The sequence below is a fragment of the Burkholderia sp. ABCPW 111 genome (assembly GCF_000773065.1).
Taxonomy (GTDB): Bacteria; Pseudomonadota; Gammaproteobacteria; order Burkholderiales; family Burkholderiaceae; genus Burkholderia; species Burkholderia savannae.
The window spans coordinates 37256-49916 of sequence record NZ_JPWT01000082.1 but is presented as its reverse complement, the minus strand read 5'-3'; the positions used below and the strand labels follow the sequence as shown (position 1 = coordinate 49916).

Genomic DNA, 12661 nt, shown 5'->3' with positions numbered 1-12661 from the left:
GTTGATCAGCGCGCGGCTCGCGCGCTGGACGAACCTCGTCGATCTGTACCGCGCGCTGGGCGGCGGCTGGATCGAGCGCGCGGGCGACACGCCGCGCCCCGCGGATGCGCCCGTCGACTACGGACGTGCGGCCGTGCCCGCGGCGGCGTCGGCCGTGCCCGCCGCGTCCGCCGGCGCGACGACGGCCGGCTAAGCGGTCGCCCGCGCCGCTCGGCGAGCGAACGCGGTTGGTTCGCCCGTCGCGCGGTGCGTGAGCGGCGACGGATGCGTCGCGGCGTGAATGAAAGAACCCCGCGTTCTTCGGAACGCGGGGTTTTTGTTTGGCGGTCGCGATCCGATTCCCGCCGCCGTCGCGCCGCGTCGTCGATGCAACGTCGGCGCGGCCGCTGCGCGCGCAAGCGGCACGCCCGTATGTTCGATCGGCGCTTCGACTGCCGCATGGGGCGAAAACGAGAAACGCCGCGAAACGAGCCGCGCCATGAAGACCGGATTGCTCGCGGGCTTTTCGCCGCGCGCTTCACGAAGCGGGGTAGTCGTTCGATTCGCGGCGCGCGGCGCCGTACGCCGTGCAATCGCCACGCGATGATCGGATCGAGGCCCGACTTCGGCGAGGCGATTCAACGCGCGGCGTTCGTGTTCGATTGCCTGCACGGCGGCACGGCGGCACGGCGGCACGGCGGCACGCCGCGCGCCGCGCGCCGTCGATTCAATGCAGATCGGCGGGCCTTCCGTCGAAGTCGCGGCCTGCGCGGCGGATGTCGCAGCGCGCGTCCTGTTCGCCCTTCATCCCGTTGAACACGAGATTGAGCACGACGGCCGACACCGACGCGAGCAGGATTCCGCTGTGAAGGATCGGCGCGAGCGCGGCGGGCAGCTTCGAGAAGAAGTTCGGCGACACGACGGGCACGAGGCCGAGGCCGATGCTCACCGCGACGATGAACAGATTGTGATGGTTGCGCACGAAATCGACTTTCGACAGCACCTTCACGCCGTTCGCGGCCACCATCCCGAACATCACGATGCCCGCGCCGCCGAGCACGAAGGGCGGCACCGACGCGACGAGCTGCGCCATCTTCGGAAAGAGGCCGAGCAGCACGAGGATCATGCCGCCCGTCGCGCAGACGAAGCGGCTCTTCACGCCGGTCACGCCGATCAGCCCGACGTTCTGCGAGAACGACGTGTGCGGAAACGAATTGAAGATGCCGCCGATCAGCGTGCCGAGCCCGTCGACGCGCAGGCCGCGCACGAGCGTGTCCTGATCGACGGGCCGCTCGACCATGTCGCCGACCGCGAGGAACATCCCGGTCGATTCGATGAACGTGACGAACATCACGATCACCATCGTCGCGATCGCCAACGGATCGAAATGCGGGAGTCCGAAATGGAACGGCGCGACGAAGCCGAGCCACGGCGCCGCCGCGACGCCGTCGGTGTTCACGCGGCCCGCGGCGAACGCGATCGCGAAGCCGGCGACCATGCCGAGCAGCACCGAGATGTTCGCGACGAAGCCCCGGCCGAACTTGTTGATGAGGAGAATCAGCGCGAGCACGAGGAGCGACAGGCCGAGGTAGACGGGGTCGCCGTAGTTCGGATTGCCGACGCCGCCCGCCGCCCAGTTGATCCCGACTTCCATCAGCGACAGCCCGATCACCGAAATCACGGTGCCGACGACGACGGGCGGGAAGAATCGCAACAGCTTGCCGATCATCGGCGCGAGCACGATGCCGATCGCGCCCGCGGCGATCGTCGAGCCGAAGATGTCGAGGATGCCGAGGCCGGGGTTCGTGCCGATCGCGATCATCGGGCCGACGGCCGCGAACGTGCAGCCCATGATGACGGGCAGGCGGATGCCGAAGATCCACACGCCGAGCGTCTGGATCAGCGTCGCGATCCCGCACGCGAACAGGTCCGCGCTGATCAGGAATGCGATCTGGTCTTTCGGCAGCTTGAGCGCGCCGCCGACGATGAGCGGCACCGCGACGGCGCCCGCGTACATGACGAGAACGTGCTGTAGCCCGAGCGTCAGCAGCTTGCCGGAAGGCAGCAGCTCATCGCACGGATGGACCGTGTTCGATTGCATCTGTCTCACTCCATGATCTTGTTTTGAAGATGGTTCAACGTTATGCGCATTGACGAATCGCAACAAGAGCGCTGGTTTCTATTCCGTGCTTTGCTGCGTCGATATGCGCGCCGTGCGTCGGACAGCGGTGCGTTCATCACGGGGGCCTGCGGCTGGAGTGGGTGTCCCGGTTTTATCGCCGTTCAATATTGATCGGTCGACGTCGCCAAATATCGTCTGGTTTATGGTCTGTATCGGCTGGCCGGCATAGTGGCCGCGCGCGATGCGCGAAAGCCGCACTGGGTTAACCCGCGACGAGCCGCTTCCAGCCGGCTTGAACGCGCATCCGGGCCGCGGATGCCGATCGTGCGGGCGCGGCCGGGCAGGGCGGTTATCATCGGCGTCGGCTCATTCGAATCCATGTTCCGTTATGCGATTTCTCGGCATCGATCTGGGGACCGGTTCTCTCAAGCTCGCGATCGTCGACGGCGACGGCCGCGTGCGCGCGTCGTCGGGCGCCGCGTATGCGGTCGCGACGCCGCAGCCCGGCTGGGCGGAGATCGACGTCGCCGCGTGGTGGCGCGCGCTCGTCGACGCGGCCAGGCGGCTGCCCGAGCACGAGCGCGCGCAGGTGCGGGCGATCGGCTTGTCGGGGCAGATGCACGGCGTCGTGCTGGCCGACGCGTGCGGCCGCGCGCTGCGGCCCGCGATGCTGTGGCCGGACGCGCGCGCGACCGCGCTCGTCGCGCGCTGGCCCGCGTCGCCGAATCCCGTGTCGCCGGGCATGGCGGGGCCGCTTCTCGCGTGGCTCGCCGCGCACGAGCCGGATGTGCTGCGCGCCGCGCGCTGGGCGCTGCAGCCGAAGGACTGGCTGCGCGTCGCGCTGGGCGGCGACGTCGCGAGCGATCCGTCCGACGCGTGCGCGACCGCGCTCGCCGGCCCGGACGGAGACTGGGACGATGCGCTGATCGCATCGCTCGGCCTGCCGCGCGCGCTGTTCGCCGCGCCGCGTGCATCGGATGCGCGGTGCGGCGCGTTGTCGGCCGACGCGGCGCGCGCGCTTGGGCTGCCGGCAGGCGTCGCGCTCGCGACGGGCGCGGGCGACACGCCGTGCGCGGCGCTCGGCAGCGGCCTCGCGCGCGACGGCGACGCGCTGCTGACGACCGGCACGGGCGGCCAGATTGTCGTGCTGACCGCGCAGGGCGCCGCGCCGCGCGCGGGCCTGCACCGTTATCGTGCGGCGGGCGGCGCGCGCTATTACACGATGGCCGCGATGCAGAACGTCGGGATCGCGCTCGAATCGGCGCGCGGCTGGCTCGTCTATCCGGATTGGCGCGCCGCGTACGACGATGCGTTCGGTGCTCACGCGGCCGCGCAGATCAGCTTCCTGCCGTACCTGACGGGCGAACGCTCGCCGTGGATGAATCCCGCCGCGCGCGGCGGCTGGCTCGGCCTGTCGCTCGGCGATTCGCGCGGCGCTTTGATGCGCGCGGCGTTCGAGGGCGTCGCGTTCGCGCTGCGCGCGGGGCTCGATGCGATCCGCGCGGACGGCTCGCCCGTGCGCGCGCTGCGGCTCGCGGGCGGCGGCTCGGTCGATCCGCGCTGGCGGCAATTGCTGGCCGACGCGCTCGACGTCGAACTGCACGCAGTCGACGGCGCGGACGCCGCCGCGCGCGGTGCGGCGCTGCTCGGCGGCGTCGCCGCGGAACACTGGCGCGCGACGGAGCTCGTCGCGCTCGGGCCGGGCGCGACATGCGTCGCCAAGCCCGGGCACGATGCCGCGCTCGCCGCGCGCCATGCGCGCTTCGTCGATCTGTATCGGCGGACCGAAGCGTGGTTCGACACGGGCATTTGAATATGGCCGCCGCTGCGGCGGGCGGCGATGCCGATTCGGTCCGTGCGATGTGATCGTTGTCGTGAACGCGATGCGTGCGCCGCGTGCGCCGCGTGCGCCGCGTCGACGCGGTGCCGCGGGGAAGGCCGGGGTACCGCGGCGGCGCAGGCGTTTTTGCCGGCAGCATGCTCGGAGATCGGTGGTTCGGCACGGGCGCGCAAGCGTTGCCGGGGTGTTGCCGGTGCGTTGCGGTTGCGTTGCGGTTGCGTTGGCGGGGCGGCGACGGCGATGCCGGTCGGCGCGACACGCGCGTCGTCGTCGAATCGACGTATGCGCCGCGCGAATTGCATCGCCGCCGCGCCGCCGTCCGGGATTCCGGGAACCGTCGCCGCGCTCGCCGCGGCCCGTGCTTCAGTCCGTGAAGTCCGCGCCTTCGCTCGCGGCCGCGTCGCGCACGCCGGTGCCCGAGAAACGTTCGCGGTAAGCGCCGGGCGTCACGCCGAGGCGGCGCACGAACACGCGCCGCAGTTGATCGTCGGAATGGAACCCGCTGCGCACGGCGACCGTCTTGAGCGGCAGTTCCTCCTGCTCGAGCATGCGGCGCGCCTTTTCGAGCCGTGCGATTTCGATGAATTCGGCCGGGCGATAGCCGGTTTCCCGCACGAAGACGCGGATGAAGTTGCGCTCGCTCATCGCGGCGCGCTTCGCGAGTTGCGCGACGCTCAGACGCTCGCCGAGCGAATTCAGAATCCAGTCCTGAACGTCGCGGATCGACGAATGCGCGGTCATCTGGCTCGCCAGATACACGCTGAACTGCGATTGTCCGCCGGGCCGCTTCAGATAGATCACGAGATCGCGCGCGACGGCGAGCGCGATGTCGCGGCCGAGATCCTCCTCGACCATCGCGAGCGCGAGATCGAGGCCGGCCGTCACGCCCGCCGACGTCCACACGTTGCCTTCCCGCACGAAAATGGCGTCGGGTTCCACCTTCACGGCCGGATAGCGCGCCTGCAGCGTGTGGGCGACGCTCCAGTGCGTCGTCGCGCGGCGGCCGTCGAGCATCCCGGACTCGGCGAGAAAGAAGCAGCCCGAGCACAGCCCCACCATCCGGCCGATCCTGCCCGACACGTCGCGGCACCATCCGACGAGCATCGACGTGTCGCGCAGCGCGCGCTCGATATCCCGCGCGCCGACGACGATCGCCGTGTCCGGCACGGCGAGGGTGTCGATCGCCTTGGTCGCTTCGAGCACGATGAGGGTGTCGGACTTGACCGCGCCCTTCGCGGGCGCGGCGATCTGCAGATCGTAGACGGGCGGGAGCCCGGCGGCCGCGAGCCGCGCGTTCGCGTAATCGAACACGTTGATGACGCCGACGGCCTCGATCGCCTTGAATCCCGGATAGATCACGACATCGACGGTCGTCGTGCGATGTCGGAGGGGAATTTCCGCTGCCATGCTGCTTCACCATCGACTTGCCGAGACCGCGCCGATCTTAACCCACTTCATCGGTCGGGACGATCGCTTGCCGCGCCGCGCCACGCCACGCCACGCCGCGGCGCGTAGCGTAGCGGCGCACGGTTGCCTCGCTCGCGATTGCCGTCGCTCGCGAGCATGTCCGGCCGGCGGGCGCGGCCGGGGCCGGCGTTGGGCGCGATGCGCGCTTCGTCCGGCGCGCATCGCCCCTTGATCGCCGGCGCGCATGCGCGGGCTGCTCGTGCGCCTTCGCCGTCTGCCGCGCTCGTCCGCGTTCATTTCGTTCGCCCGTCTTTGCGCCGTTCAGCCGTATTGTGCCGATCACGCCGCTGACGGCCGGCCGCGCATTCGCGAGTTGGGGTGCAATCACCGGCCGCGCCTCCGGCCGGCGGGCGCGCGCGCTCGGCCGCACGCAGGGCGGCGCGAGCGGAACGGCCGCCGCGACGGCCGCCGGGCCCTGACAACTTTCCGCCGATTCCTGCCAATTTCCCACCCGCTGCCGCCGGGCCGGCCGCGCATGCGGATACACTTTGGGGCACTCAACCCAGTTATTTCTCCGGAGAACACGCATGAAAACGAAAGCCGCGATCGCCTGGAAGGCGGGCGAACCGCTGACGATCGAAGAAGTCGATCTCGACGGTCCGCGCGCGGGCGAGGTGCTGATCGAAGTGAAGGCGACGGGCATCTGCCACACCGACTACTACACGCTGTCCGGCGCGGACCCGGAAGGCATCTTCCCGGCGATCCTCGGGCACGAGGGCGCGGGCGTCGTCGTCGACGTCGGGCCGGGCGTCGGTACAGTGAAGAAGGGCGATCACGTGATTCCGCTCTACACGCCCGAATGCCGCGAGTGCAAGTTCTGCCTGTCGCGCAAGACGAACCTGTGCCAGAAGATCCGCGCGACGCAAGGGCGCGGCCTGATGCCGGACGCGACGTCGCGCTTCTCGATCGGCGGCAAGCCGATCTTCCACTACATGGGCACGTCGACGTTCTCGAACTACATCGTCGTCCCCGAGATCGCGGTCGCGAAGGTGCGCGAGGACGCGCCGTTCGACAAGATCTGCTACATCGGCTGCGGCGTGACGACGGGCGTGGGCGCGGTGGTGTACTCGGCGAAGGTCGAGGCGGGCGCGAACGTCGTGGTGTTCGGCCTCGGCGGGATCGGCCTCAATGTGATCCAGGGCGCGAGGATGGTGGGCGCGGACAAGATCATCGGCGTCGACATCAACCCGAAGCGCGTCGAGCTCGCGAAGAAGTTCGGGATGACGCACTTCGTCAATCCGAACGAGGTCGAGAACGTGGTCGATCACATCGTGCAGCTCACGGACGGCGGCGCGGACTATTCGTTCGAATGCATCGGCAACGTGAAGGTGATGCGCCAGGCGCTCGAGTGCACGCACAAGGGCTGGGGCCAGTCTTTCATCATCGGCGTCGCGGCGGCGGGCGAGGAGATCAGCACGCGGCCGTTCCAGCTCGTGACGGGCCGCGAATGGAAGGGCTCGGCGTTCGGCGGCGCGCGCGGCCGCACCGACGTGCCGAAGATCGTCGACTGGTACATGGAAGGCAAGCTCAACATCGACGATCTGATCACGCACACGCTGCCGCTCGAGAAGATCAACGACGGCTTCGACCTGATGAAGACGGGCGAATCGATCCGCTCGGTGGTGCTGTATTGATCGCGGGCTTCGGATGGGAGCGGGCGCGGCGCACAAGTCAGCGCAGCGTCCGTTCGGCATCCGAGCGACGGCTTCGCATGGGAGCCGCGCGCGAAGCGCTGGGCTGGAGCCGACGCCGACGCGCTCCCGGCTTTGCAGGGGCCGGACCCGGCGCTCGGTCGCTCGCTTCGGCCGACGTCCGGCCGATATCCGGCCGATATCCGGCCGACATGGGCGCTGCGGCGCCAACCGCTCTGAACGGGATCGGACTCGGCGCTCGAGCGCCGGGTCGACAGGAGAGAACGATGCTTGAACTCGTTTCGTCGCATGCATGTCATGGCGGCGAGCAGCGCTTCTATCGGCACGAATCGAAGACGATCGGACTGCCGATGAAGTTCTCCGCGTACCTGCCGCCGCAGGCGGCGCACGGCCGCGTGCCGGCGCTGTTCTACCTCGCGGGGCTCACGTGCACGGAAGAGACGTTCGCGATCAAGGCGGGCGCGCAGCGTTTCGCCGCGCAGCACGGGATCGCGCTCGTTGCGCCCGATACGAGCCCGCGCGGCGCGGGCGTGCCGGGCGAGGCCGACGCGTGGGACTTCGGCGTCGGCGCGGGCTTCTACGTGAATGCGACCGAGGCGCCGTGGGCCGCGCACTGGCGGATGGATTCGTACGTCGTCGACGAGCTGCGCGAGATCGCGACGGCCGAGCTGCCGATCGACGGCGCGCGGCTCGGCATCTTCGGCCACTCGATGGGCGGCCACGGCGCGCTCGTGCTCGCGCTGCGCAATCCGCACGTGTATCGGTCGGTGTCGGCGTTCGCGCCGATCGCCGCGCCGTCGCGCTGCCCGTGGGGCGAGAAGGCGTTGTCCGGCTATCTGGGCGCCGATCGCGCAGCGTGGAAGCAGTACGACGCGAGCGAACTCGTCGCGCGCGCGGGCGCGAAGCGCTTCGACGAAGGCATCCTGATCGATCAGGGGCTCGCCGACCAGTTCCTGCCGACGCAACTGAACCCGGACGTGTTCGAAGCCGCGTGCCGCGCGGCGGGACAGCCGCTCACGCTGCGCCGCCACGAAGGCTACGACCACGGCTATTACTTCATCTCGACGTTCATCGCCGATCACATCGCGCATCACGCGCGCGTGCTGGGGCGATGAACCGATGAGCGCGCGATAAGCTCAATAAGCCCAGCCCGATCGCGCGCCGCGATGCGGCAACGAAAAGCCCGCACGGCTCGAAGGAGCGGTGCGGGCTTTTTTCATCGGCCGGGCGCGGCGCGTGACGGCACGGCAGGACACCACGCGTGACGGCACGGCGCGCGCCGCCGCGCGCGTCATCGCGCGCCGTCGCGCGTCACGCGTGACGCCGTCTTCCGACGAGGCTCGCGCCGTACACGGCCGCCGACAGCGCGGTGATCCAGAAGCTCGTCGGCCAGTCGGTGTAGTACGCGAGCGTGATGCCGAGCCATGCCTGGCCGAGCGCGAACGCGGCCGCGAGCCAGACGCCCGTCGACAGGCGCGCCGCGAGGTTTTGCGCGGCGGCGGCCGGCCCGACGAGCAGCGTGAACACGAGCAGCACGCCGACGATCTGCGTGCACGCGGCGACGGCGAGCGCGCAGATCGACAGGAACAGGATCGACACGAGCCGCAGCGACACGCCTTTCGCCTCCGCGAGCTCCGGCTGCAGCGACGCGAAGAGGAGCGGGCGCGCGATCGCCGCGAGCGCGGCGAGGCTCACGGCGCCGATCGCGGCGAGCACGACGAGCGTCGCGTGGCTCACGCCGAGCACGTTGCCGAACAGGAGCGCCGTGACCTGCGTCGCATAGCTCGTGTAGAAATGCAGGAACAGCAAGCCGCACCCGAGCGCGACGGACAGGGTCACGCCGATCGCGACGTCGCGGCCCGCGAGCCGCTCGCCGAGCGCGCCCATGCTGATGCCCGCGGCGAGCGTGAAGCCGATCATCCCCCAGATCGGCGACAGGCCGAAGAGCGCCGCGCCCGTCGCGCCGGTGAAGCCGACGTGCGACAGCGCGTGGCCCGCGAACGTCTGCCCGCGCAGCACGAGGAAATAGCCGACGACGCCCGCGAGCACGGCGACGATCCCCGCCGCCGCGAACGCGTTGATCATGAATTCGTATTCAAACATCGTGTGTGCGCCTGCCGCCGTGTGAACGCGCATGCCCGCGGCCGTGCGCGTGATCGTGGCCGTGGCCATGATCGTGGTCGTGCTCGTCCTCGTGCCCGTGATCGTGCTTCTCGACTTCGACGTCGCCCGACATCACGAAGATGCGGCCGTTCACGCGCATCACGTCGATCGGCGAGCCGTACAGGCGCGACAGCACGGGCTTCGTGATCACCTCGTCGACGGTGCCGAGCGCCGCGACGCCGTTGCCGAGATACAGCACGCGGTCGAGCGCGTTCAAGAGCGGATTGAGCTCGTGCGCGGAGAACAGCACGGTGATGCCGAGCTCGCGCTGCACGCGCCGCACGAGCTCGACGACGCCGCGCTGATGGTTCGGATCGAGGCTGATGAGCGGCTCGTCGAGCAGCAGGAGCTTCGGCGCGCCGAGCAGGCATTGCGCGAGCAGCAGGCGCTGGCGCTCGCCGCCCGACAGCTCGGACAGCGGCCGCTTCGCGAGCGCCGTCGCGCCGACGAGCTCGAGCACGCGGTCGACGTCGGCGGCGATCGCGGCGCTCGCGTGGGGCAGCCCCCAGCGATGGCCGTCCGCCGCCGTCGCGACGAAATCGCGGCCGCGCACGCGGCGTCCGGCGAGCGCGCTGCGAACCTGCGGCATGTAGCCGATCGCCGGATTGCCGCGCGCGACGGGCTCGCCCGCGACGCGAATCGAGCCGGATTGCGCGGGCACGAGGCCGAGCAGCGCGCGCATCAGCGTCGTCTTGCCCGCGCCGTTCGGCCCGAGCACGCCGACGAATTCGCCCGGCTCGACGGCGAAGCTCGCGTCGCGCAGGATCGTGCGGCCGCCGAGCGCGAGCGTCACGTGATCGAGTTCGAGCGCATGCCTGGGGTGGGTCATGTCGTGGCCGTTGCTAGACGTTCGTTACGGGCGCTGGCCGAGCGCCGCCGCGAGCGCGTCGAGCTGGGCGAGCATCCATTGCTGGAAGGTCTTGCCGGCGGGCTGCGTCTCGGTGACGCTCACGCTCGGCACGCGCGCGTCCTGCGCGAGCTTCAACATCCGCTTCGTCATCGGCTCGACCGCCTGGCTGTTGTAGATCAGCACGCGCACCTGGCGCTTCTTCAGATCGTTCTCGAACGCGGCGACGTCGGCGGGGCTCGCCTCGGTATTGTTCATCGTCGCGAGCTGGAAGCGCTGATTGCGCATGTCGAGCCCGATCGCGTCGGCCATGTAGCCGAACACGGGCTCCGTCGCGGTCACGGGCGCGCCCTTGTAGCGTGCGCGCAGCTCGGCGACCTTCGCGTCGACCGGCTTCATCGACGCGACGAACTTCGCCAGATTCGCGTCGTACTCGGCCTTGTGCGCGGGGTCCGCCGAGCCGAGCGCCGCGGCGAGCGCGCGCGCGGCGGCGGGCATCGTCGCCGGGTCGTACCACAGGTGCGGGTTGTCGCCCGCCTTCCTGCCGACGAGCTCGGCGACGACGACGATCGTGCGCTTCGCGTTCTTCGACGCGGCGAGGAGCTTCGCCATCCACGGATCGTAGTCGGCGCCGTTGTAGATCACGAGGTCCGCGCGCTGCAGCTCGCGCGCGACCTTCGGGCTCGCTTCGAACAGATGCGGGTCCTGATCCGGATTGCTGAGGACGCTCGACACCGCGACGTGCGCGCCGCCGATCTGCTTCGCGACGTCGCCGTAGAAATTCTCGGCGGCGACGATCTTGACGGCCGCGTTCTGCGCGAACGCGGCGCCCGCGAACGCGAGCGCGGCGGCTCCGGCGGCGAGCGCGCGCGCCGCGCGCAGCAGCGGCGACGAGCGAAGCGTGAGCGGCGAGCGCGCCGGGCGCGATGAAGGGGCAAGCGCGCGCAGCGGCGCGCGCGACGTGGCGGCAAGGGTCATGCGGTCGATCCTCGATTCGGTTGACGAGATGAAAAGCCGGAAAAACAGCCGGAAAGCGCGGCGCAAGGACGCGGCGGACGGCTCAGCCGTGGGGCGCGTGCTTCGTCTTGCACTGCCCGCACAGGCCGGTGAGCTCGACGACCTGCCGGTGCACCTCGAAGCCGTGCGCGGGCGGGCTCGCCGACAGCTGCTTGGCGAGATCGCCGCCCGGAATCTCGACGGTCTCGCCGCATTCCTCGCAGATCAGGAACTGCCCTTCGTGCGGCTTGCTGATCTCGCAGCAGGCGATGAACGCGTTCTTCGATTCGATCCGGTGGATGAAGCCGTGCTCGACGAGAAACTCGAGCGCGCGGTAGACGGTCGTCGGCGGCACGCGGCCGCGCTGCGGCTCGAGCTCGGCGAGCAGATCGTATGCGCCGATCGGCCGGCCGGCGGCGAGCACGTGCTCGTAGACCTGCCGGCGCAGCGGCGTCCACGCGAGCCCGTGCTCGGCGGCGAACGCGTCGGCGCGGGAAAGGCGGGCGGCGAGGGAGTGGGTCGAGGCCATCGTGCGAACCGGTCGGGCGGGAGATGCGTGATGATATAACGTATCCGGGCGCGCTGCATCCCCGCGCCGCACATCCCGCCGCAACCCCTGCAAGCCTTGTCCCGTCTGGGCCGCCCGCCTCCGCGATGCGGCGGCGCATCATCGAAAGACCGATTTTCCGCCTTGACAGTGCCGGCTTCGTGGCCGATCATTCGTTCGCAATCAGAGCAAATGATCGGTTAATGAGCGAACGCTCGGTTTCGCGGCCGGCGGCGCGACGTATAACGAATCCGAATCGGAGACACCAGTGAGACTGCAGCGGAAAGTCGCGATCCTGACGGGCGCGGCAAGCGGTATCGGCGAAGCGGTGGCGCGACGCTATCTGGCAGAGGGCGCGCATTGCGTGCTCGTCGATCTGAAACCGGCCGACGGCTCCCTCGCGCGGCTCGTCGACGCGCATCCCGGCCGCGCGGTCGCCGTGCCGGCGGACGTCACGCGCCGCGACGACATCGCGCGCATCGTCGCCACGGCCGTCGAGCGCTTCGGCGGCGTCGACATTCTCTTCAACAACGCGGCGCTGTTCGACATGCGCCCGCTCCTCGACGAATCGTGGGACGTGTTCGATCGCCTGTTCGCGGTCAACGTGAAGGGCATGTTCTTCCTGATGCAGGCGGTCGCGCAGCGCATGGTCGAGCAGGGGCGCGGCGGCAAGATCATCAACATGTCGTCGCAGGCGGGACGCCGCGGCGAGGCGCTCGTGTCGCACTACTGCGCGACGAAGGCCGCGGTGCTGAGCTACACGCAGTCGGCCGCGCTCGCGCTCGCGAAGCACCGGATCAACGTGAACGGGATCGCGCCCGGCGTGGTCGACACGCCGATGTGGGAGCAGGTCGACGCGCTCTTCGCGCGCTACGAGAACCGTCCGCTCGGCGAGAAGAAGCGGCTCGTCGGCGAAGCGGTGCCGCTCGGCCGGATGGGCGTGCCCGATGATCTCGCCGGCGCGGCGCTCTTTCTCGCCTCGGCGGACGCCGACTACATCACCGCCCAGACGCTGAACGTCGACGGCGGCAACTGGATGAGCTGACAT

Annotated in this window: 11 protein-coding genes and 1 pseudogene; 6 read left to right on the top strand and 6 right to left on the bottom strand. The window is 70.0% G+C overall.

Annotated elements, in window-relative coordinates; all coding sequences use genetic code 11:
* Positions 1-193, top strand: a pseudogene (locus X946_RS19265) (multidrug transporter); the annotation flags it as partial.
* A gap of 87 nt (positions 194-280) precedes the next feature.
* Entirely contained in the window at positions 281-586 is a 306-nt protein-coding gene (locus X946_RS34125; protein ID WP_152611747.1) for a hypothetical protein, read from the top strand.
* A gap of 120 nt (positions 587-706) precedes the next feature.
* On the opposite strand, the gene X946_RS19255 is transcribed toward X946_RS34125, so the two are convergent.
* Entirely contained in the window at positions 707-2080 is a 1374-nt protein-coding gene (locus X946_RS19255; protein ID WP_038750869.1) for a nucleobase:cation symporter-2 family protein, read from the bottom strand.
* A gap of 409 nt (positions 2081-2489) precedes the next feature.
* Between X946_RS19255 and X946_RS19250 the strand changes: the two genes are divergently transcribed.
* Positions 2490-3914 (top strand): xylulokinase, encoded by a 1425-nt coding sequence (locus tag X946_RS19250; protein WP_038750867.1) that lies wholly within the window; start codon positions 2490-2492, stop codon positions 3912-3914.
* A 390-nt stretch (positions 3915-4304) separates the two neighbouring features.
* On the opposite strand, the gene X946_RS19240 is transcribed toward X946_RS19250, so the two are convergent.
* Positions 4305-5348 carry a GlxA family transcriptional regulator gene (locus X946_RS19240; protein WP_038750863.1) on the bottom strand — a complete coding sequence of 348 codons (1044 nt, stop codon included), beginning with the start codon at positions 5346-5348 and terminating at the stop codon, positions 4305-4307.
* 587 nt (positions 5349-5935) lie between these two features.
* Between X946_RS19240 and X946_RS19235 the strand changes: the two genes are divergently transcribed.
* Complete coding sequence (locus X946_RS19235; RefSeq protein WP_038750861.1) at positions 5936-7042, top strand: S-(hydroxymethyl)glutathione dehydrogenase/class III alcohol dehydrogenase; 1107 nt, start codon at positions 5936-5938, stop codon at positions 7040-7042.
* A gap of 284 nt (positions 7043-7326) precedes the next feature.
* Entirely contained in the window at positions 7327-8175 is an 849-nt protein-coding gene (fghA, locus tag X946_RS19230) for an S-formylglutathione hydrolase (RefSeq protein WP_038750860.1), read from the top strand.
* A gap of 196 nt (positions 8176-8371) precedes the next feature.
* Here the strand turns inward: fghA and X946_RS19225 are convergent, their stop codons facing one another.
* The 4 genes from X946_RS19225 to X946_RS19210 all read right to left on the bottom strand — a co-directional run bounded on the left by X946_RS19225 (position 8372) and on the right by X946_RS19210 (position 11595).
* Complete coding sequence (locus X946_RS19225) at positions 8372-9163, bottom strand: metal ABC transporter permease (protein ID WP_038750884.1); 792 nt, start codon at positions 9161-9163, stop codon at positions 8372-8374.
* Positions 9156-10052, bottom strand: coding sequence for an ABC transporter ATP-binding protein (locus X946_RS19220; protein ID WP_038750858.1), 897 nt, complete (start codon positions 10050-10052; stop codon positions 9156-9158). The genes X946_RS19225 and X946_RS19220 overlap by 8 nt, the downstream gene beginning before the upstream one ends.
* Positions 10053-10076: 24 nt before the next feature.
* The gene (locus tag X946_RS19215) at positions 10077-11048 is read right to left on the bottom strand and encodes a metal ABC transporter solute-binding protein, Zn/Mn family (RefSeq protein ID WP_038750856.1); all 972 of its coding nucleotides are present in this window, start codon (positions 11046-11048) and stop codon (positions 10077-10079) included.
* A gap of 82 nt (positions 11049-11130) precedes the next feature.
* The gene (locus tag X946_RS19210) at positions 11131-11595 is read right to left on the bottom strand and encodes a Fur family transcriptional regulator (RefSeq protein WP_038750855.1); all 465 of its coding nucleotides are present in this window, start codon (positions 11593-11595) and stop codon (positions 11131-11133) included.
* A gap of 286 nt (positions 11596-11881) precedes the next feature.
* Here X946_RS19210 and X946_RS19205 point away from each other — a divergent pair, with 286 nt between their 5' ends.
* Positions 11882-12658, top strand: a complete 777-nt coding sequence (locus X946_RS19205) for an L-iditol 2-dehydrogenase (RefSeq protein ID WP_038750853.1) — start codon at positions 11882-11884, stop codon at positions 12656-12658.
* Positions 12659-12661 lie beyond the last annotated feature (3 nt).